This window comes from Pseudarthrobacter sp. fls2-241-R2A-168 (assembly GCF_030209335.1).
In the GTDB taxonomy this organism is placed as follows: domain Bacteria; phylum Actinomycetota; class Actinomycetes; order Actinomycetales; family Micrococcaceae; genus Arthrobacter.
In genome coordinates, this window is the sequence record NZ_JARVSG010000004.1 from 129,438 (window position 1) to 150,059 (window position 20,622).

Here is a 20,622-nt window from a genome sequence, read left to right on the forward strand (position 1 = left end):
ATAAGGGAAACCTAACCTAACTCAAATGGACTACGGATTAAGGCAAGCTCACGGACCCGCGGGCCGCACAACGATCGCCGAACCGCACTGGTTGATGACCGTGCCGGAGCTTGATGCTGCGCTGGCTGTTTTTGCGCCGGTCGCGGAGGTATCGGTCAGCGGGAGGGAGCTGACTTCGATTGCGGCGTTCGATTTGGATGCGATGCCTGACGTCACGTCGCCAAGCTCGGTTGTCCCTGCTGCCGGGGTAAAGGTGGTGGTGGCCGAGTTGGTGCCGTTCCTGACGCCATGTGCGGTCAGCAGCAGCGCCCCCGGCGTTACCGGCGTGATTGATGGGGCACGGACACCCGGATAGACCACGCCGCTGTTGGTGTCAGTGGTGGGCGTGACATCCAGCGGTGTTGTCTGGTTCGCGCCCTGTACGGCAACAGTGGACCAGGCGTAGCGGGAGGCGGGTTCAGGCACGCTCGGCGCGGTGTCGCCGGCCTGCATTACCCGGTACCAGACCGCCTGGTGGGCCGACGCGGATCCGGCGCTGGTGAAGTCGCCGACTGCCCGCGTCCATCCTGCCGGGGCCGTGGCGTTCGCCGCCGAGGACACGGTGACCTGCGAGAACAGGAACACTGTGTCGCCCGGCTGCCAACCTGAAGGCAGGGCGGCCGTGTAGGACCCCGCAGCGGTCAGTTCGCCGGCTCCGGTGGCCGAGGACCGGACAGAGACTGCTGTCGGTGCCGGCGGAGGCGAAGTCGTTGTGGGCGGAGGCGATGTCGTGGTTGGTGGCGGCGACGTCGTGGTGGGAGGCGGCGTCGGTGTCGTGGGCGTGGGCGTTGGTGTCGGGGTAGGCGTCGGCGGTGGAGGTGCCGACCGGGTGACTGTGAAATTGTCGGTGAAGGTTCCACCCGAGGCTCTAACAAACGAACCGGTCAGGGTGGTGCTGGTCACCGATACTTTCAAGAAGCCGTACGTCGGGTTGTTGTTGGTGCCCATGAACCGCTGGAAGTACGGCGCCGTCGTCGTGTTGCTCTCGCTGTTGAGCGATCTGCCGCCCGAACCCACGGTGGCAAGGATGGTCCCGGTCCCGGCGGCGAACTGCCCGCTGGGGTTAGTGTCGGCGACGCAGTCGGGGTTGAAACTGCTGACGGGGATGGCCGTGCAGCTGCCCTTGAGTGCGAGCGGGTAGCTGCGGGCGTATGCGTGGTCGTGGGCCTGCAGGTACAGATCCACCTTCTTTGCCACCAGCAGGTTCATCAGGTCAGGACTGGCAGCGCAGGGGAAGTTGACCATGGACAGGCAGTACATGTGCATGCCCACCACCACGAACGGGATTCCCGCTGCGTGTGCGGAGTCGATCGCCGACGACACGAACTTGTAGCCCTGGGTGCCCGACTTGTAGGACCAGTCCAGGCTGCTGCCGCTGTAAGTCAGTTTCGGGGATGCCATGATGACGCGGACCAGGGGGCTGCCTGCCGGGTAGTCCGTGTAGAACTGCTGCGCGTAGTTTCCGACCGAGCCCAGCTGGTCCGGCAGGCACGAGGCAAAGCTGGACCATACGCCGTCAGGTCCATTGTCCTCGTGGTTCCCGGACACGAACTCGTAGGGCATCGTCAGGGCATGCTGCTTGACGAACGAGCACCAGGACGATTCCGGGGTGATCTGGGAGTAGGACAAGTCCCCGAGGTTGAACATCGCCCCGACCCCCGCGGTGCGTGCTGCATCAATGACCTTGCCGGTCACCGTGTTGCCGCCGGTGTCACCGGCGAATCCCAGGCTTACGGAGGTTGCGGCAGTGGCCTGGGACTCCCGCGATGTGGCAAGGAAATAGACATTGGCGAGAACCAGTGCAGTGCCGAGCAGGACGGCGAGCGCCCGGCGCAGCGGGTGGCGCGTGTGCTGGTGGGCGGTCACTTGCAGCTCCATTCGGTGGCGCGGCGCAACCCGTTGGCTGCGGCGGAGAACCCGATCACAACGGTGGTTCCGCCTTGACGTGCCACAGAGCTCGCTGACCCGGAGACTCCGGTGAACTGGGCATCAGAGCCCGGTGGGAGGATCCGGGCGCTCTTGCCGGTCCACATCAGCGCCTGGGGCCGGGAACCGCGGAAGGACGGCGAACTGCCTTCACCCACTGTCGTTCCTGCAGTGCCTGATGCCGCGCTGGACGAGGGGCCTGCGGCGGTTGAGCCGACGTCGGAAATCACGCCCAAGGCTCCCCAGGCCACCGCGTGGGTTCCTTCGGCCACGGCACTCTGACCCAGCGCCTGCCCGGCAGAGTCGATGCCAAGCACCACACCGCCCTTCCCGGTGAGAGTCGGCAGGGCCCTCGGGGTGCCGGCGGGAGACCACACGACCGGGGTGGCGTCGTCGCCAAGGGCCACCCCACCCGCCGTGCCGTCCGGGCCTACGGCGAAGGCATGACCGCCCCGCGCTCCGGCAGGCAACGCAAGTTCGCGGGGCGCCGCGGTCACGGCGGACCACACGGCGGGACGCTCGTCGTCGTCGGCACCCGGTCCGTCGGAGTGCTCCTCGTCGTCGATCACCGCCCCCACAACAACGCCGCTGTCCGACACCATCGATGGGAGTGCAATCTCACCGGGAGTGACCGGGAGGGGGTGGTACTGACCGTCTTGCCACCACCAGCCAACCAGCACCTCATTGGCGGTGTCATAGCCCGTTCCGACCACCACGCCAGCCGCATTCACCGACTCAGGAACCGCTGCATCGAGGGGGATCGCCAGCACGGTGGGCTGACCGTCCCGCCAGAGCACCGGAGCGGACCCGCCAGTGGCGGTATCGGCCAGGCCAACCACCAGCCCGTTGCTGGTCGCGGCGACGGCGTTGCTGCCCTGGCCACCTATGCCCGGGAGCAGCCGAGCAGAACAATTCGTGGAAACGGGCAAGTCAGGCCCGGCGGCGGTGGCAGCAACAGGCAGCATCACCAAGCCACCCTCAGCCGCAAGCACCAGTGCTGTCAGCAGTGCCCCGGGCTTTCCGTCCCCGGGTCTGCCGGGCCAGAACCACCTGCTGCCGGTGCCGGACAAACTTTTGTTGAAAAATCCTTGCTCAGACAATGTTGCTCCCCGGAGTTGAAACCCCATGCCCCAGCAGCATCTGCAGCGCAATCGACCATGGTCTGGCCACACTGTTTTGCAAGCCTAGTTTTCAGGGCAGGCGGAAGTCACGAGTAGCTGGTACCTGCTTCGAAGCGTGGAATAGGGTTCCTGATACTTGAGTAGTGCGCGCCCGGGTACTTGGAAACGCTGATCACCAGTTATTAGTTGGCCACCGTGAAGGGGATCACCGTGACGCCGGAGTTTGTCGAACCCAGAGTGTCGTCGCGGCATGACGTTCGCAGGTGCAGTTTATGGAGCCCGTTGGCCAGGGTCCTGGTGTCGATTGAGATAGGGGCGGCCCCAAAGGGCTCGGGTCCGTAGGGTCCGGCAGCGTCCCAGAGGACGGTTCCGCGGTTGGGCGGCACGGCGTGGAAGTCCGGGTCGATGGAGATGAATGAGTGGGTTGCCGGGAGCGAGGCGTCGGGGTGGGTGGTGAGGCCCACGGAGGGAGTCCAGATACCCGATACCGGACCGTCCGGGAGGGGAAGGCTGCGGAGTGAGGCCTCACAGTACAGGGCGTGGGTGTACCACCCTTTGCCCCGCAGGAAGGGATCCCTCGATACGTTGGACAGGGACTTGCCGTTTTGGATGTTGGCCTGCCAGTTGAAGTTAGCCAGCATCTCCTTGCCGCCCGGCTGGGGGACGTAGCCGCGCAGGCGGACTTCCTCCAGTCCCGAATGGTTGAAGGAGGAAATTGGCCAGGAGAATGTCAGCCAGCGCTCGCAGGTTCCAGTGCACACGAAGTCGCCCTTGCCCGTGCTGGACGGGCCGGGGCAGGTGAAGTTCTTTGCTGTAGCCCGGAGGTAACACTTCTGGACGGTGGTTTCACTATCAGGGGTTTTGAACACCATCGAGACGTAATTGGCCTTGCCCGGGTTGTCATGGAGGATCACCCGTACGTTCACGGTGACATTGCCCGAACTGATCGTTTCGCGTTCGGGGATGCACGCCCCCAGGTGGACATGGCCGGCGTTGGTGGTGGAGTTGTTGGGCTGGTCAACATCCGGCATCCACCACGCCTGGGTGTCCACGAACTGCCGGGTCTCAGCGTATGCCGTGCCGTCGGCTGGCGGCGCACCGATACAGGGACCGGCCGCAGCATGGGCTATACCAGAGTTCAGTGCAGGCATGAAGGTGCAGGTCAGCACAACGCCGATCACAAGAGCCAGGAATCGTTTAAAGGCCATCGGTTCTCCAAGTCGCCACCCCATGCCAGCATGATGATGATCGGGTTTGTTGAGGCGTCGGTGCCTTCCGGGTTCCGCGGCCGGAGGCGGCGGAGGACTCGGAGGGGGCCGAGAGTATGTGGATACGAAAAAGGCGCGTGGGTTCGTTCTGCCGCCGCTGATCCGGCCGAACCATGAAGACTTCCGATGTTATTAAGGCCACGTGGGCTTGGCAAGCATATTCACGAGATGACGGGAAATTAGGGTAGCCCGAGATTCCCGGGCAGGAAGTGCCCCGTGACGCACAGCAGGAAATGGACGACGGCGGCACGCACCCGTGTTGGGCAGCCGGCCCTGCCGGAGCTGCTTCACGGCACGCGGCGGCGGCCAACAGCTGGCACGCGGCGGCGGCCAACAGCTACCGCCGGGTCAGCGGCAGCGCAAGCCTCATGGTGGTCCCCTCCGGCCCGGTCCTGGCTACTTCCATGGTGCCGCCCGCGGCAGAGGCAATCTCGCGGACCAGTGCAAGGCCGATCCCGAAGCTGCGCCTGCCGCCGGGTTCATCCCGTCGGGCCGTCCGGACAAAGCGGTCAAAGATCCGGTCCGGGTCCACCCCGGTGATTCCGTGCCCCGTATCCTCCACCCGGATCACCGCCTGGCGGTCCTCGACTCCTACGCTGATCGCGATGCTCCCGCCGGGCCGGGTGTGGGCGAGGGCATTGTCCGCCAGGGCGAGCACGGCGCGCCGGAGGGAGCCGGGGGCGATCCGCGCAATCGGCTGCCCGCTGGCGGAGAACGAAAGGCGGATATCTTGGTGGTCCGCCAGTTCTTGCAGGCCCTCAGTCACTGACCCGGCCACGTTGGCTACATCCACAGGTTCCGCGGGGCCGGACGCATGCCCGGTCGCCGCCATCAGGAGCTCGGTGATGATGCCTGTCAGGGTGGCGGTATCCTCCCTGATCCTGGCTAAGGCCTGGCCTGTTTCGGAACCGGGCGCCACCTTGCGCTGGGCGAGCTGGATGCGGGCGTCCAGGATGGTGAGGGGAGTGCGCAGCTCATGGCTCGCGTCCTGGACGAATCGCCGCTGCAGGGCCAGCGCTTCGCCCAACGGCCGGATGGCGCTGCGGGCGCTGAGCCATCCCACGATGCCTGCCAGAAGAATGCCGCCCACTCCAGCCAGGATCATTCCCTCGATCAGGTCTTGGGAATCAAGGTACGTGTAAGCCCTCCCAGCCCCCGCAGCATCGGGCAGGTCCGGGTGGGCCAGTTTGTTCATGAGGTACGCGGTCGCGGCGGCGAGGAGGCCCAGGACCAGCACGGCGCAGGCAGCACTGATCCGGAGCGCTACTTTTAGCGATGCCCGGCGGAGGGTATCCCGGTCAGGCTCAACTGAAGTAGGACTTGACGTCATGCTGCATCACCGATCTGGTAGCCCACGCCATGCACGGTGCGGATCACTGTTTTGGAAATTTTCCGGCGCAGGTGGTGGACATAGGTGTCGATCACACCGGGCTGGTCTGTGGCGTGGAAATGGCTGGCGAGGAGCTCGTCGCGGGTAAATACCCTGCCGGGCTCGGAAGCCAGTGCCGTCAGCAGAGCCGTCTCTTTGGCCGTGAGTGATACCAGGCCGCCGTACACGGAGCGGACAGAACGCGACGCCGGGTCGAGCTCCCAGGCGCCGAAGCTCACCGGACCGGCGGGCTGGGTGTAGGTACGGGTCAGGGCGCGCAGTCTCGCAGCCAGCTCGCCGGCGTCGAACGGCTTTGTCACGTAGTCGTTGGCACCAGCGTCCAGGCCCCTGACCTTTTCGTCCGTGTCGCCCAGTGCGGTGAGGACCAGGATCGGTGTGGAGATGCCCTTCGACCTCAGGGCCGTGATCAGGCTGATCCCGTCCATGACGGGCAGGCCGCGGTCTATCACCATCACGTCCCACGGTTGCGTCATCCCCAGGTGCAGGCCCTCCTGCCCGTTGGCCGCCAGCCGGACGCGGTAGTCCGGCTCCAACAGTTCGGCTGTCAGCGGGCCCAGGACCGGATCGTCCTCGACGAGCAGCAGGGAGGGTCCCTCGGCACGTGTCATACGGCCTATTCTTCCGCAGCGGTTTTAGCGCCGGCTGAAGCTTCTCCCGCCGGCTCGGTCCGGCGATGGTTGCGGCGCCGCTTGAGGAACTCGATCACCCAGGGCACCACCGAAACGAGGACCATCACCACAGCGATCACGTCGATGTTCCTGGCGATAATCTCGTAGTGTCCCAGCCAGCTGCCCAGCAGGGTTACCGACGTCGCCCATGCCAATGCGCCCACGACGTTCCACAGCGTGAAGGCCTTGTACCCGTAGCGGGCAATCCCGGCGGTGAGCGGCGCGAAAGTCCTGATAATGGGCACAAAGCGGGCCAGTACGACGGCGGCCCCTCCGTGGCGGCGGAAGAAGTCTTCCGTGGCGGTCAAGTGGGCGGTCTTCAGCACGCGGGCGTCATCCTTGAACCACCGGCGCCCGAACTTGCGTCCCAGCATGTAGCCCACCTGGTCGCCGGCAATCGCAGCTGCAGTGATGACGCCGATCAGGATGGGGAGGGTCAGTTGCAGCTGCTGATGCAGCAGGCCGGCGGTGAAGAGCAAGGAGTCTCCGGGCAGGAACGGGAACAGCACGCCGGATTCGATGAACACCATCGCTGCGATGACTCCGAGGGCTGCAGGGCCGAGGCCTTCGAGGAGGCTGGCAGGGTCCAGCAGGGAGGGGGAGCCCGTGCCGGCCAGTGCCGGGACCAATCCCGAGGCGAGAATGCTATGCATGGTCAGGTCCTGGGGGATCGGCTTGATGGTGGAATGAGGCGGGCAAGCGGCGCGCCAGCCTGGGTGCGAAGCGGTTCCAGAGTCCCGCGAGCAGCACCACCGCCGCGCTGGCGGCCAGGAACGAGGCAGCAACATCGGTGGGGTAGTGGACTCCAACATAGAGCCGTGACCAAGCCACGATGACGGCCATCACTGCGCCGGCTGCCGCCACTGCCTTGGCCCAAGGGGTTCCGCGGGCCAGGAAATACAAGGCGTACGCCAGGGCGACGGCGAAGCAGGTGTGGCCGCTGGGGAAGCTGTTCGATCCTGTCTCCGGCGAAAGTGGATCGAAGAGCAGCGCGGGGTCGGGCCGCTGCCTCGCAAGGATGAGCTTGAAGACCTCGCTTGCCACCCAGCCCGAGCACGCCAGCAGGGCAAAGGCGGCAGCCCTGGCAAGATCGCGGCGGGCCAGCCAAATGCCGAGTGCTATGAGGATGATCATCACCATCCCGGCCACCGGACCAAACAGCAGGTTGATCGTCATGGCCACAGCGGTCAGCGCGGCGGTATGGTGCAGGCTGAGGCCTTGGTCCACGCCCAGTTCCGCAGCCGTCTCGCCGGGCAGCAGCCCTACAGACAGGCCAAGCACGACGACGGCCGCGCACAGGAGTGCCCCGAGCAGCAGCCAGTGGCGGGGCTGGGGGAGTACCAAAAACCGGGTGCCGACCGCCGGGCGAGTCGGCGGTGGACTTTGAGCTTGAGGTCGGTCGTCAGGAGCTGGGCCGTCCATGATGTCCTTCGGGGAGGGGCAGGGCGCTGCTGCGCCTATGGTTCTACCCTTCCGCAGCGTGAGTAAGAAAGGCTTAAGAAGTTCTGAATCGGGACTATGGCCCCGGGCAACAGGAGGCTCCGTTCAGCCCTCCACCGCGGCTGCAATGATTTCCTTCATTTTGTCCCGCAGGAGCTTCTGCCCGGACGCGCTGGGATGTTCACCGTCAGGTCCCAGCAGGACGTCGGCACGGCCGCCGAGCCATTGCTCTGCGATGGGATCAATGAAGGGTACCCCGCGGTTCTGTGCCGCGGAGGCGGCGGAGTCGCGCACGCCGGCCAGCACCGGATCAGGCTCTTCGCTGCCGGACAGCGGACCCACCGCCACAAGGACTGCCTGCGGAGCCCGGGATGAAGCCGCGGCGAACGTTGAGGCCGCGGCCTCCCTCAGCTCCTCCGGGTCTGCTCCCGCATCGTTGTCGGATCCGAAGAAGACCACTACGTCCGCGTCCGGCCCGACGGCGTACTCGACTTCCGTGCCGAAGGTGTTCCCGCCCTCCCCGGCCACCAGGTAGCCGCTGCCGTTCTCTGACGCATTGGTGACCTGTACCGGCCGCTTCTGGGTCAGGTGCGCGTGCTGCAGGAGCTTCGGCCAGGCCTGGTCCGGCGAAGTCCCGTAGCCTGTGCTCAGCGAGTCGCCGATTACAACAACCCGGACCGGAGGGTTCCCGGACGCATGGTGCTTGACGCCGGCCGGAGTGCACCCCGTGGCCACAACAGTCAGGAGGGCAGCAAGGGAGGCGGTCTTGGCAACTGCCCGAAGCGACCTTCCGTCCACGATTTCCTCCAACTTCCCGGAAGCCAGGAACTGCCGTAGAACAACACATGGTATCCGGACTTCTTTAAGACAGGTGGCGCTCCAGGGAACATTTGTGGAAAACCTGAGCGAGCGTGTGGACTGCAGGGCCGGTAACCGAGAGAAAGAAGCCGCGGCTACGGTGCGGGGCGGGTCCCCGAATCCGTGCTCGAACCGGACGTGGGGACGAACTTCCAGTCGAAGGACCCGTCCGCCCGCAGCGTCAGCCGGAGGAACCCGTGGGTATCGCTGAACCGCTTCTCGATGTACGGCGGCCTGCTGGTGAAGGAACGCAGGCCGATTCCTCCTGTCGAGACCTGGAACGCCGTCATCCCGTCACTGACGCACTGGTCGGAGTTGTTCACGGGACAGGACCGTTCGTAGTTGTGTTGTGACCCGGACAGCGTCAGCCGGACGCGGTACTTCCACATCACGTCGATCCACGGTTTTTGCTCAGCGGCCCGGCTATGTTCAGCGGTGTTGGATGTGAAATACGGCTCGTGGTACACCACGGCCAGGTGCTTGCCGGCCGCCTTGGCGGCAGCGAGGTCGTTGTCCAGCCAGGTTGTCTCCAACTGGGCCTGATGGCGGTCGTACCGCCAGGTCGCCGAGGACAGGAATGCGAAGTGCCAGTTCCCGAAGTCCTTCGAGTAGGGTTGCCCGTTCCCGATGAACCCGCGCTGCTGGTTGATCGCAGCCTTCTCCGGAGCCCCCGGGCATCGGCCGTCCATGAAGTCTTCAAGGTCTTCGTTGCGGCCGGGCTGCCAATCGTGGTTGGGGCCGGAAACCCAGTACAACTTGGGCTTGGTGCCACCCCACAGCGGGGTCCAGTACTTCACGTAGTCCTCACAGTGCGGTACCGAGTACTGGAAGTCTCCCAGCCCCAGGAAGGCGTCAATCCCGTTGTCCTGCGCCAGCTGTGTTATTGCCGCAGCATTGCGGCCGGACGGACTGTCCGGCTCACGGTTCTTGACGCCGTTGATGTCGCCAACGGCAGCGATGCGAACGCCTGCAGGGAACTGCTGGTCCGGGGGAGTGCAACCCGCCATGGCGAACACCAGAAGAACGGCTGCGGCCATGGCCAGCCGCCGGAGGAACCGGAAACGAGGTGGCGCTGACGGCATCCGACTACCCTTCGAGGGCCGGACCACTGGCCGGCATCCAATCGACATCCTGGCCCCAGCGGCTTCTCCGATAGTCCGCGGGACGGGTAACGGTGTCAAGCCCGCCGCCAGCATCACGCCGAAACGTAACCTTTGAGAATTAGCGCACAAGAACTTTGCTTAATTTTCGGTCTTCGGTAATCTTCTTTTTAGGTCAGCCTAACTCGCCCCCCGCGAGCCAGGATGCAATGCCGCACGGTTTGGATAACGGGCGGCTGCGCGCTGGGTGCGCACCACCTTGGGCTTCCTGCATTGCTCCTTGAACCATCCCGGTTCTCTCCCTCATACCCGCTTAAGGATTTTTGATGCTTCGTGCCGCCACGGCCCTGCTGGCCGCCCCTCTTCTCCTCGCCGCGCTCACCGGATGCGGGGCCCAGGCCGCCGCAAAGGAGGAAGGCTTCACCGTTCCGGCCGGCGTCCAGAAGCAGTACGAGGTGCTTGCCGAGGAGCTTGCCGAAAAGGGCAAGACGGTGGAATCCGGGGAATGGACAGTCAACCTGATCACCGAAGCTGCTGAACCGTGGTTCGATGAGCACGCCACGCATTTCCGTGCACCGGAAGCCGGCGAAACCCACCACATCGAAATCATCCCCACCGAGACCTCCACCGGCAGGATCGTTCCCGAGGTGCCGATCACTGTTGAAGTGGTGGATGCCCAGGGCAAGGTGGTCCAGGAAATGAAGTTGAACTTCTACTACTCCACCTTCTACCACTACGCCAACAACTTCACCGTGCCTGAAGCAGGCACGTACACACTGCGCGCCACCCTTGGGGTTCCCACTTTCAACCGCCACGGCGAGGAGTCCGAAACGCCTGCCCTGGCCAAGGGAGCAACAGTGGAGTTCACGGACGTGGAGCTGACGAAAGAGTAGCCAGCGCTAGGCGGGAGCGATCGATTTCGCGCCGCCCCATGATTCGGCTGAGGCGCAGCGCGCCTCGGCCGAAATTTCCCCCGCTGTAATTTGCCGGAAATCGCCGACTTCCTTCCCCCAAGGATCCCCATGACTTCTTTCATGCCCTTTTTGTGCTTCCCGGCAGGGCAGCATCCAGCTGCCGGGTCGGCCCAGTGACGGCCGAGGCCCAGGTCCGCCCCGACCCCTCGCAGCCCGGTACATCACCGCTGGAGCCAGCGGTCCCCCCGGAACCGCTGACGCGCCGCCACATCCAACGGCTGCTCCTGCTGGGTCTGCTGTGCACGGCCGGATGGCTGGCTTCGGTGCTCGTCGGGCACCACGTGGACTGCGGACCTGTACTGCACCGGTTTGGGCTCGCGGGCCATATCCTGGCGCTCGTCCTGTCCTTTGGCACCATCCTCGTGGTCGATTGGCTGGGATTGCTGTGGCTGCTCGGCAAGGTGGAAATGCATGCGTCCGGGAAGCTCGAGGCCGCTGCCAAACCGCTGATCTGGGGCGGCCTGGCCCTGTTGCTCGCGTCCGGCGCCCTGATCGACCCGGACCTAACCAACCCGGTCACCGTGGTTAAACTCGTTTGCGTGTTGGTCCTGATGCTCAATGGCCTCAGCATCGCACCGGCCATGCACCAGTTGCTGGCGCTCCCGCCCCACACGCGCTTCAGCGAGCTGACCCGCCCTCTGCGTCTTCGGCTCATGATCGCACTCACCGTCTCGCAGGCCTGCTGGTGGACCGCAGTCCTGATCGGCCTTGTCAACAGCACGCTGCGCCGCTGGACTGGTGCCTGAACGGTGGGGCGTGCCCGGGAGCCGACTCATCGTGTTCCTGCCGGGGCGGGGCCAGCGCCGCGGGGACATGATGCACTACGGTCGTGTTTGGGGGCGGAACCATCGTGACGAGGACCAATGCACAACATCGAGATCACTGACAAAGGCACCCTTGAGCTCACTGACGGGATCCTCAGGCTTCGGTGGAGGTCCGGACACGCCATTGGCCCGGAGGACGCGCATCGGGCCAATGCCGCGATCGAGGCGCTAAGCCAGGGACGCAGTCTTCCCCTGCTCGTCGATGTTGAAGGGGTCACGTTCACCCGACCTGCCCGAAAAGTACCCCCTTCGCCAAGCGTTTCAAAGATCGCGCTTTTAGGTTCTTCTCCGGTCGATTACGTCATCGCACTGTTTGTTCTGCGAATTAGCCCGTTGCCATGTCCGGTGGCGTATTTCACCTCCATCAGGAAAGCCATGAGCTGGCTTCGCCGCAGCAGCAATCGCGCCAAGGACAACTAGCCGCTACCCGGGGGCGCCGGCTGCCAGCCCTCCTGCTCCCGGATGGCCCGCTGGATCCGCAGGCTGATTTCGTGCAGCTGACCGCGTTGGGCTTTTGTGAGAGGTTCAAGGACCAATTTGGTGACCGTGTGACTCTGCACGGGAGTCGCCTTTAAAACGGTCATGGTCTTGTTTTTCGCGTCTCGCTCTGTTGTGCCGTAGACGACTCTGTTCGCGGCCAGCGCGAAGCGTTGAGGACAGTACGGAGGAACCCCCGCCGGTCATACCGGCGGGGGTTGTTCAGTGCGAAAGCGAGTGGCTAGTTGCTGCGGGCGGGGCGGGTGCGCGCCAGTGCAGTCACACCGGCAGCGAGACCGATCAGGCCCGCAGCGAGCCCAATCCAGCCGGCGGTGTCCCCGCCGCTGGATGAAGAAGCAGCGGCAGCCGGTGCGGCTGGCGCCTGCGCGGCGGCCGAACTAGCCCCGGCGGCGTCAGCGTCTGCTGCCGTGGTCACAAACGAGGGTGCCGGGTGGGTTTCTGCCGCCTCCGTTGTTGCTGCCGCTGACGCGGTTGCAGAAGACGCTGCTGCTGGACGGTCGTGATCTGCTTCCTGGACATCAGCCCAGTTGACCGTTGTCCCGTCGGTGTAACCCTGCGCTGCTGGCAGCACGACCGTGGTGCCAGCAGCCGGGAGGCGGCCGACGGAGAGCGTAAAGGTCTGGAACTCGTTCTGTCCGATCTTGTGGGTGGCATCGGCGGTCCAGACCACACTGGACGGGGCCTTGGTGACGGTTGCCCCCGCTACTTCTACAGGTTTGGGCAGGTCGGTGGTGATGACCTGGGCTGTCCACCCGTCCATGGGCTTGACCGAGACGGAGGTTAGCGGGGTGTCGGTGGGCAGCTTCACTTCGAGCCGGCTGGTCTTGGCGGTGGCGGATTCGTTGGGAACGCTGAACGTGAGTTTGGTGAACCCGCCCTCTTTGGTCACTGACGGGTCGACGGTGACGTGGGCCGAGGCTGCGGCCGCGCCGGCGGCCAGGAGAACGGCCGTGAGCGCGGTGGCCCCGGTCGTCTTGAGGGTGCGGCGGATGGAGGTCTTCATGGTCGGGTGCCTTTCAAAAGTGCATTAGGACAGGAACGGGCCGTACGGCGATGCGTCCGGGTGAAAGCGCTGTTGCCGCCTTCGGTTCCTGCCAGTGCAGAAAGGCTTTAGGCGGCGGCCAGTGCCGGTGGGCCGCGCCGTGAGGGCAGCCGGAGGCCTGGCCGCGACGCCCGAAGGACCACTGCCAGAAAGCAGGGCCCGGGAACGCGGTCCGGGAGAATGGCGGCCGGTTCGGGACGCCGCAGGAGCGGTTCCAGCCAGCCGGCCACAATCTCCAAGGCTCGTTCGCCACGGGCCAAAAGAAGTGCCGTCACCAGGGTGGCGACCGCATGCGAGACAAACATCAACGACTCCGGCGCCAAAGCGTGGGCACGGGCGGAGACGGCCAAAGTCTCGGAAACCACGCGTGTGGCCGCGCGGTGGAGGTGGTCGCCGTGGCTTGCCAGCATTGCTGCGGGGACCGTGGGCGGATTCCCTGCGGACAGTGCCTCAAACGCCCAGTGAAGCCAGAGCTGCCCGGCGCCGATCAGGCCGTTCAGAACCGGAATGGACAGACGGGAACGGGTCAACGCCGCTATCGGGATCATGGTCACGCCGCACAGGGCAGCCAGGACAGAGAACGCCGGCAGCTGGCCTCCGCCGGCCAGGTGCCCGCCCACTGCCAGGCTGAGCACCACCGAACCGATGAGCCCAGTGCGGAACAGCCGGAACGAAGCACGGGGCATCATCGGCGTTCCTCTCTCCGCGGGACCACCCTTGGCCGGAGCGGTGACCTCACAAATCTTACGGCCGCCTTCCGTGACCTGCACTGCAGCGCCGAGGGCGATGGGAGTGTTGTTGAATGTCAGTTTCACTGCCGCGGGAACCGATGACAGAACTGACCCGTCAGCAGGCTCCGCCGTTTCGATCGCGTCGTGTGCAGCCGCCGATGTGATCGGTGTCAAGAACGGCAGGGCAAGGGCCGCGACGCCTGCCTGCCGCCAGGCAGTGGACGACCGTAGCCGTCCCGAAACGGAGCTCGCCGTCGCTCTCCAGAGGCCCAGCGAGTTTTGAAAGTTCATCTGCGCCTCCTCCCATGGGGACAGACTGGTGAAGCAATTCCGGCCGCTAACCCGCAATTCCGATGGTAAGAACGTCAACGTGGGAAAACCTTGGACGGCGGGCCGAAGAATCCATGGTGGAGCCCGCGTTCAACGATCCCCTGTCTCAGCGGCGGGCGGGGCGGAACATTGATCAGGGACGGCGGGCGATGTGGCTCGCAACATTGATGGTGCAGCCACTCGGGTCGCGGAGGAAGAACCGCCGAATCCCCCAAGGTTCATCCCGCAGTTCGCGCACGATATCCAACCCGTCGGTCACAGCCCGCTTGTGCGCGCCGTCGACGTCAGCAACCTCGATTGACAGGTCGACCCCAAGCAGTTCAGGGTCGACCGCAGATGAGCTGTTCCAGGCGAGGATGATCTGAGTCGTTGGCGTGCTCGTGGATGCGAGCATGAGCATGCCGTCTTCGTCCATCACGACACGGAAACCAAGGAAGCCTTCGTAAAACGCCCGCGCCTGGGCCGGGTCATCTGTCTTGATTACAGGCATCGCCCGACGAATTTCCATGCTGCCTATCTACCACATTCGTCCGCGCAACGCCCTGCGGGGCTCATGACATACGAGACCCGCCGCGTCTTCCTGTCCGGGGGGCGGAGGTCCCGTAAAGTGCCTTGCAGCGTGGGCAAGAATAGAGGACGCTCTCCTGCAGACAGCAAGGAGCAGTGCTAGCCAGAACGCCACAATCCGCTGCGGAAGCCATGTAGGTGGGGAACGGTTGGCGTTACCCTATTGTCGGCCCTACCCAGGCACTGTAGTCGCCCCGTGTCCCTTCGCCGCGTTGATCGTCATCCTTGCCGCATCGGCGACAGCGTCTATAAACGCCGCCGTCTTCGGCATGTTCGAGATGCCATTCGTGCCGAATGTTCAGCTTGCACAGCAGGGCCTGGATCATGGCAGCCTCCGATTCAAATCGCAGCGCTCTGTACCTCTAATGATGGCCTCCGCCCCCACGCCGGGGAAGTGGCAGAACGACCTGCTGCCTAGACGACATAGAGCGAACTCGAAAAGATGGACTCGTCTGGGTAACGAGTCCTGACGCATCCACGAAAAGGCAGGAACCAGGAAGTGGAGAAATTGGAATCCGTGGGGGCCTCAGGCCGAGACCCCGATATGGTTCCTCGCCGTGATTGGGACGAACAGCTCGATAAGTACGTTAGCTTCGTCAAGGAGTGCAACCGGGTTCCCTCCCAGTCCGGCGAAGGCCCGGGCGAGCGAATGCTAGCTTTCTGGCTCCGGCATCAGAAGGCCAGCTTGCGGAACGGGCTACTCCTGCCGGAAAGGTTTGAGAAGTTGGAAAGGGTGCTGCCCGGGTGGAGCTCGCCCTACAGGCTGCGTCCCGGCTGGGATCAGATGCTTGCCCGTGTCGTTCAATTCAAGACCGGTCACGGCAGGTGGCCATCGAGCACGTCTCCCGACTTTGCCGAGCGAAGCCTGGCTAACTGGCTGTACCGGCAAGCTGCAAGCCGGGACCGCCAGCATGAGGAACGCCTAGCCAAGTTAAACAACGCGTTGGCCGGCTGGCGCCAGCGCCCCTCTGGTGACACCGAAGGTTGGAACAGCCGGTTGGAACAAATCGTCGGCCACCTGCAGACGTACGGCAGGCTTCCAACAATGGGGGCATCCGCATCAGCTGAGGAATACGCGCTGGGCAAGTGGCTGGCAGTTCAGCGGTACGCACTGAAGAAGGGAACGCTTTACCCGGAACGTCTGGGAAGGTTGGATGAGCTGCTGCCAGGGTGGAGGCCAGCGGCTGCCCCCTAGACAGAGACTCCGCCGGCAGGGAGTCCGATCAGCCGCTGGTTTCCAGCATTAACTCATCCAGTGCAAAGCCGAGAGCTTCCGTATCAAACCAGGCACCCGGCAACGCACCATGAATGATGGCATCGAATTCAAAGGGATGGCAGCGCCCGCCGTTGTTCCAGTACAGGATCCAGACATCGATCAGAGCCACAGACCTCTCCTGGAGCAGAATTCTGGCTGCCAGTCGCGCGTCCCTCATAACCAATCCTTGCTTCTGCTCCCCAAATCCGGCAAGACCATCAAGTGAGCCCAGGCCGAATCAGGATCAGCTTCTACAGTCGCCCGTGCACCCTGTCTCAGGGACTCCTCGCAAAACTGGTCGGGCCTTTGCTCTTGTCGAAAGCGCTCAGGTAAAGAAGTATCTGCAGTAGCGGTGTTCTACCTCGCTGGGGAGAGGTTCTTTTTAGCCTTCACCGGGGGCTCCGCAAGGGGCTGGCTCCTGGTCTCAGGAACGCTTCAGGAGCCAGCCCTGCCTCCGCTGCCGTGCGGGTGCCAGCAAGTGGGCAGTGCGCCGCGGCCAACGCAGACGTGGCACCAGATCGTTGATGACGTGCGGTGGAGATTGAAATTGAGCCCTTTACGCTGCCGGTCGGTCTGGGTGTTCAGCCGACATATTAGTAAGTACACTTATCAATATGGCTTGTAACGGCGAACGGCAGTTCCGCTCAAGGGATGCCGGGGTAGGAGGTGGTCAGTGTGGATGAAGAGGCCGAGCGCCGACGACGGGAACTTGCTCTCATGGTTCTTGCTGGTCTGGACCCCACAATTGCCTGGCCGGTTTATTTCGGGCGGCGTCAGTTTTCGGAGTTTGAATTGTCCGCCTACCTCCATGGGGCCCTATCCCTGCCGGAGCCTGAACGTCACGTCGATATCGGCGCGGGGGCCGATGGATTTGACAAGGGCAGTAGCCCGACAGTTGCAACCGGGACGAGCCGGGGCAATGCCGGACATGCCTCCGATACTCAAGAGGTCGATGACGAAGATATTTTGGCGGCGCTGGGAGCCGCCGGACGGACTCTGCTCAGCCCTGAGCGGGCAGAGGCGGAACGGCTGCAGTCGCTGCACGAGACGGGTCTGATGGACTCGGGGGCGGATGAGATCTATGACAGGGTGGTCGTCGCCGCCAAGGAATTCTTTGGCGTGAGCACGGCGTCCCTGTCCCTCATCGCAAAAGACACCCAGTTCCTGAAGTCAGCGGTGGGCCCTTTACGGGAGGAAACGCCCCGGGAGATCGCGCTCTGCACTAGGACGGTCGAGGGGAATGCGATGCTTGTCATCAACGACACACACGCCGATGACCGGTTCGCTTCAAACCCGCTTGTGGTCGGTGAGCCCTTTATCCGTTTCTACGCTGGCTTTCCCTTACACGGTCCGCGCGGCTGGAACATCGGAAGCCTATGCATCATCGACCAGGAGCCCCGGGAATTTCCTGTCTCCGAACAACAGGTACTCAGGGCTCTTGCCGCCGTCGTCCAGAGCCGCATTGACGTACGACGCTAGAGAGCATTTCAGACCCAGGTCCGTGGCTCGCGCGCCAGCATGCATGTAACTGCCAGCCCGTACCCGTTTCCAGCCGCATGACAGACATAGAAGCGACACTCCGCGCTACCTGCTTTGGCTGGTGGAACTGGTGTGACGCTTGACGGGCTTCTGCGCTTCCGCATATCCTGAACGAACGGTCGGTAAATAATTCGGCACGTCCCAGAAGGTCTTTGCATAGGAGCAACCATGGCAGCGCAGAACTTGCAGTCAGTGCCAGCTGAGCTATCCCCGGAAGATGAGGCGGCAGGTCAGGCCAACTTTGACCGCGTCATGGCCGAGGATTCGCGCATCGAGCCCAAGGACTGGATGCCGGCGGCCTACCGCAAGACGCTGCTGCGGCAGATCTCCCAGCACGCCCACTCCGAGATCATCGGCATGCAGCCGGAGGCCAACTGGATCTCCCGCGCCCCCAGCCTGAAGCGCAAGGCCATCCTCATGGCCAAGGTCCAGGACGAGGCCGGCCACGGTCTCTACCTCTACAGCGCCGCCGAGACCCTGGGCCAAAGCCGGGACAAGATGATGGACGACCTCATCGCCGGCAAGGCCCGCTACTCGTCCATCTTCAACTATCCGGCGCTGACCTGGGCGGACATGGGTGCCATCGGCTGGCTGGTGGACGGCGCCGCCATCTGCAACCAGGTCCCGCTGTGCCGCGCCTCCTACGGCCCCTACGGCCGCGCCATGGTGCGCATCTGCAAGGAAGAGTCGTTCCACCAGCGCCAGGGCTTCGAGATCCTCCTCGAACTGTCCAACGGCACCCCCGAGCAGAAGCAGATGGCCCAGGACGCCGTGAACCGCTGGTACGCTCCGGCCCTGATGATGTTCGGCCCGCCGGATGACGATTCACCCAACTCCAAGCAGTCCATGGCCTGGAACATCAAGCGCTTCAGCAACGACGAACTCCGCAGCCGCTTCGTGGGCATGATGGTGGAGCAGGTCCGGGTCCTGGGCCTCACCCTCCCGGACGACCAGGTCCGCTTCAACGAGGACACGAAGAAGTGGGAGCACGGCCCGCTGGACTGGCACGAGTTCCAGGAAGTCCTGGCCGGCCGCGGCCCCTGCAACGCCCAGCGCCTGGAGCGCCGGAGGGAGGCGCACGACGACGGCGCCTGGGTCCGTGAGGCAGCTGCGGCTTATGCGGCAAAACAGCAGGCAAAGCAGTCAATGACGACGAAGGAATACGCAGCATGAGCCCCCACGGCAACCCGGAAATGCCCGCCTCGGCCAGTCCAGAGGTTAAGTCCCAGAACCCGAGTCCGAGCCCGGAGGTTTCGACAAGCTCAACCAACGATCGTCCGGAGGTTTCGACAAGCTCAACCACCGGCGTGGCCCCAAGCTCAACCACCGAAGGTCGCAACGCCTGGGGGCTGTGGGAGGTATTCGTCCGGTCGAGCCGCGGTTTGAGCCACGTGCACGCCGGCAGCTTGCACGCACCGGATGCCGCCATGGCTCTGCGCAACGCCCGCGACCTCTACACCCGCCGGAACGAGGGCGTCTCCATCTGGGTGGTGCCGGCCGACGCCATCGCCGCCAGTGATCCGGACGCCAAGGGCTCGTTCTTCGAGTCGCCCCAGGGCAAGGACTACCGGCACGCCACGTACTACACCAAGAGCGAAGGGGTAAAGCACCTGTGAGCCCCGAAGCAACCGAGACCACCGGCCACGGCGACATCTCCACCGGAGTGGCCGGCGGCGACTCCAACGCCTCCGCCACCCGCATCACCCCCGGCAACGCCCTGCGCCCGGAGGACATCGCCCTCGAGGTCCGCACCGGCCTGGCCAAACCCACCGAAGACGTCGCCGAATACGCCCTAAGACTCGGCGACGACGCCCTGATCCTCGCCCAGCGCCTGGGCCACTGGATCTCCCGCGCGCCTGAACTGGAGGAGGACGTGGCCCTGGGCAACATCGCCCTGGACCAGCTGGGTCACGCCCGGAGCTTCCTCAGCTACGCCGGCGGCGCCTGGGACAAGAGTGAGGATGACCTCGCCTACTTCCGCCGCGAGCACGAGTTCCGCTCAGTCCAGCTGTTCGAGCAGCCCAACGGCGACTTCGCGGTGACCATCGCCCGCCAGTTCATCGTGAGCTACTACCAGTTCGAGCTGTACCGCCGGCTCACCGAATCCACGGATGCCACGTTGGCCGCCATCGCCGCCAAGGCCGTAAAGGAAGTGGACTACCACCGGGACCACAGCGCCCAGTGGATCCTCCGCCTGGCCGGCGGCACCGAAGAATCAAGAACCAGAATGATCCACGGCCTGCGCCTGATGTGGCCGTACGTCAACGAACTGTTCCAGGACGACGACCTGACGCAGCGCCTCGTCGAGGCGGGTGCCGCCGCCGCGCCGTCCGGCCTGCGCGAGGACTTTGACCGGCTCACCGGCGAAGTCCTCCAAGAAGCCGAGCTCAAGGTTCCGGACGTCCCCGCAGCCCCGGGTGGTGGCAGACGGGGCAAGCACTCGGAGCACCTGGGCTACCTTTTGGCCGAGATGCAGGTGCTGGCCCGCGAGCATCCCGGAGCAAGTTGGTGACCGCGGCCATGTACATCTCGGACTTCGAAACCCGTACCCGGACTCCGCGGCAGAAGGCCTGGGACATCGCCGCCACCGTGTGCGATCCGGAGATCCCGGTGCTCACCATCGAGGACCTCGGCATCCTGCGGAACGTGCAGGTGGCGGAAACAGGAAAAGTCACCGTCACCATCACCCCCACCTACTCGGGCTGCCCGGCCATGGACGCCATCCGCGACGACCTCAAAGCAGCCTTCGCCAAAGAAGGCTACGAGGACGTCCAGGTTGACCTGGTCCTCGCGCCGGCCTGGACCACGGACTGGATGACCGAGGCAGGCAAGGCGAAGCTGCAGGAGTACGGCATCGCCCCGCCGTCGGGCTTGTCCACGGCACAAAGGCACGCCGGTCCCATCCGCCTGACCATGGCGGTCAAGTGCCCGCAGTGCGCCAGCCTGAACACCAAAGAGCTCACCCGCTTCGGCTCCACTTCCTGCAAGGCGCTGTACGTGTGCCAGGACTGCAAGGAACCGTTCGACTACTTCAAAGTGCTGTAAGGAAGTC

The 20,622-nt window shown here is 64.5% G+C and carries 22 protein-coding genes; 9 read left to right on the top strand and 13 right to left on the bottom strand.

The window, feature by feature from the left end; translation table 11 throughout:
- Window positions 1-48: 48 nt before the first annotated feature.
- The 9 genes from QRN11_RS02565 to QRN11_RS02605 form a co-directional block, all read right to left on the bottom strand.
- Window positions 49-1,905, bottom strand: coding sequence for a metallophosphoesterase family protein (locus QRN11_RS02565; RefSeq protein WP_285249743.1), 1,857 nt, complete (start codon window positions 1,903-1,905; stop codon window positions 49-51).
- Window positions 1,902-2,933, bottom strand: coding sequence for a hypothetical protein (locus tag QRN11_RS02570; protein ID WP_285249744.1), 1,032 nt, complete (start codon window positions 2,931-2,933; stop codon window positions 1,902-1,904). The genes QRN11_RS02565 and QRN11_RS02570 overlap by 4 nt, the downstream gene beginning before the upstream one ends.
- 335 nt (window positions 2,934-3,268) lie before the next feature.
- Window positions 3,269-4,294, bottom strand: coding sequence for a hypothetical protein (locus QRN11_RS02575; protein ID WP_285249745.1), 1,026 nt, complete (start codon window positions 4,292-4,294; stop codon window positions 3,269-3,271).
- 397 nt (window positions 4,295-4,691) lie between these two features.
- A complete protein-coding gene (locus tag QRN11_RS02580) occupies window positions 4,692-5,684 on the bottom strand; it encodes a sensor histidine kinase (protein ID WP_285249746.1) in 993 nt (330 codons plus the stop codon).
- Complete coding sequence (locus QRN11_RS02585) at window positions 5,681-6,352, bottom strand: response regulator transcription factor (protein ID WP_285249747.1); 672 nt, start codon at window positions 6,350-6,352, stop codon at window positions 5,681-5,683. Before QRN11_RS02585 ends, QRN11_RS02580 begins: the two co-directional genes overlap by 4 nt.
- Window positions 6,353-6,357: 5 nt before the next feature.
- Window positions 6,358-7,065 (bottom strand): DedA family protein, encoded by a 708-nt coding sequence (locus QRN11_RS02590; RefSeq protein WP_285249748.1) that lies wholly within the window; start codon window positions 7,063-7,065, stop codon window positions 6,358-6,360.
- Window positions 7,058-7,756, bottom strand: a complete 699-nt coding sequence (locus QRN11_RS02595; protein ID WP_285249749.1) for a phosphatase PAP2 family protein — start codon at window positions 7,754-7,756, stop codon at window positions 7,058-7,060. Before QRN11_RS02595 ends, QRN11_RS02590 begins: the two co-directional genes overlap by 8 nt.
- Before the next feature lie 201 nt (window positions 7,757-7,957).
- A complete protein-coding gene (locus tag QRN11_RS02600) occupies window positions 7,958-8,650 on the bottom strand; it encodes an SGNH/GDSL hydrolase family protein (RefSeq protein ID WP_285249750.1) in 693 nt (230 codons plus the stop codon).
- Between the two features lie 155 nt (window positions 8,651-8,805).
- Window positions 8,806-9,792 (bottom strand): metallophosphoesterase family protein, encoded by a 987-nt coding sequence (locus QRN11_RS02605; RefSeq protein WP_285249751.1) that lies wholly within the window; start codon window positions 9,790-9,792, stop codon window positions 8,806-8,808.
- 344 nt (window positions 9,793-10,136) lie between these two features.
- Here QRN11_RS02605 and QRN11_RS02610 point away from each other — a divergent pair, with 344 nt between their 5' ends.
- From QRN11_RS02610 to QRN11_RS02620, 3 genes are all read left to right on the top strand, one after another.
- Complete coding sequence (locus QRN11_RS02610; protein WP_285249752.1) at window positions 10,137-10,703, top strand: iron transporter; 567 nt, start codon at window positions 10,137-10,139, stop codon at window positions 10,701-10,703.
- Window positions 10,704-10,897: 194 nt separating this feature from the next.
- Complete coding sequence (locus QRN11_RS02615; RefSeq protein WP_285249753.1) at window positions 10,898-11,530, top strand: hypothetical protein; 633 nt, start codon at window positions 10,898-10,900, stop codon at window positions 11,528-11,530.
- A gap of 117 nt (window positions 11,531-11,647) precedes the next feature.
- Window positions 11,648-12,028, top strand: a complete 381-nt coding sequence (locus QRN11_RS02620; protein WP_285249754.1) for a DUF7793 family protein — start codon at window positions 11,648-11,650, stop codon at window positions 12,026-12,028.
- A 298-nt stretch (window positions 12,029-12,326) separates the two neighbouring features.
- On the opposite strand, the gene QRN11_RS02625 is transcribed toward QRN11_RS02620, so the two are convergent.
- The 3 genes from QRN11_RS02625 to QRN11_RS02635 all read right to left on the bottom strand — a co-directional run bounded on the left by QRN11_RS02625 (window position 12,327) and on the right by QRN11_RS02635 (window position 14,717).
- Window positions 12,327-13,109 carry a YcnI family copper-binding membrane protein gene (locus QRN11_RS02625; protein ID WP_285249755.1) on the bottom strand — a complete coding sequence of 261 codons (783 nt, stop codon included), beginning with the start codon at window positions 13,107-13,109 and terminating at the stop codon, window positions 12,327-12,329.
- 107 nt (window positions 13,110-13,216) lie between these two features.
- A complete protein-coding gene (locus tag QRN11_RS02630; RefSeq protein ID WP_285249756.1) occupies window positions 13,217-14,170 on the bottom strand; it encodes a copper resistance CopC family protein in 954 nt (317 codons plus the stop codon).
- A 172-nt stretch (window positions 14,171-14,342) separates the two neighbouring features.
- The gene (locus tag QRN11_RS02635) at window positions 14,343-14,717 is read right to left on the bottom strand and encodes a VOC family protein (RefSeq protein WP_285249757.1); all 375 of its coding nucleotides are present in this window, start codon (window positions 14,715-14,717) and stop codon (window positions 14,343-14,345) included.
- A 558-nt stretch (window positions 14,718-15,275) separates the two neighbouring features.
- Here QRN11_RS02635 and QRN11_RS02640 point away from each other — a divergent pair.
- On the top strand, window positions 15,276-15,971 hold the full coding sequence (locus QRN11_RS02640) for a helicase associated domain-containing protein (protein ID WP_285249758.1): 696 nt from the start codon (window positions 15,276-15,278) through the stop codon (window positions 15,969-15,971).
- A gap of 28 nt (window positions 15,972-15,999) precedes the next feature.
- On the opposite strand, the gene QRN11_RS02645 is transcribed toward QRN11_RS02640, so the two are convergent.
- Entirely contained in the window at window positions 16,000-16,161 is a 162-nt protein-coding gene (locus QRN11_RS02645; RefSeq protein WP_285249759.1) for a hypothetical protein, read from the bottom strand.
- Between the two features lie 545 nt (window positions 16,162-16,706).
- Here QRN11_RS02645 and QRN11_RS02650 point away from each other — a divergent pair.
- From QRN11_RS02650 to paaD, 5 genes are all read left to right on the top strand, one after another.
- Window positions 16,707-17,510 (top strand): GAF domain-containing protein, encoded by an 804-nt coding sequence (locus tag QRN11_RS02650; RefSeq protein ID WP_285249760.1) that lies wholly within the window; start codon window positions 16,707-16,709, stop codon window positions 17,508-17,510.
- Between the two features lie 228 nt (window positions 17,511-17,738).
- Window positions 17,739-18,743 carry a 1,2-phenylacetyl-CoA epoxidase subunit PaaA gene (gene paaA, locus QRN11_RS02655; RefSeq protein ID WP_285249761.1) on the top strand — a complete coding sequence of 335 codons (1,005 nt, stop codon included), beginning with the start codon at window positions 17,739-17,741 and terminating at the stop codon, window positions 18,741-18,743.
- Window positions 18,740-19,186: a 1,2-phenylacetyl-CoA epoxidase subunit PaaB gene (gene paaB / locus QRN11_RS02660; protein ID WP_285249762.1), complete on the top strand. Its 447-nt coding sequence runs from the start codon at window positions 18,740-18,742 to the stop codon at window positions 19,184-19,186. Before paaA ends, paaB begins: the two co-directional genes overlap by 4 nt.
- Window positions 19,183-20,082, top strand: a complete 900-nt coding sequence (gene paaC / locus QRN11_RS02665; protein ID WP_285249763.1) for a 1,2-phenylacetyl-CoA epoxidase subunit PaaC — start codon at window positions 19,183-19,185, stop codon at window positions 20,080-20,082. The genes paaB and paaC overlap by 4 nt, the downstream gene beginning before the upstream one ends.
- A gap of 8 nt (window positions 20,083-20,090) precedes the next feature.
- A complete protein-coding gene (gene paaD / locus QRN11_RS02670) occupies window positions 20,091-20,615 on the top strand; it encodes a 1,2-phenylacetyl-CoA epoxidase subunit PaaD (protein WP_285249986.1) in 525 nt (174 codons plus the stop codon).
- The last annotated feature ends 7 nt before the right edge of the window (window positions 20,616-20,622 follow it).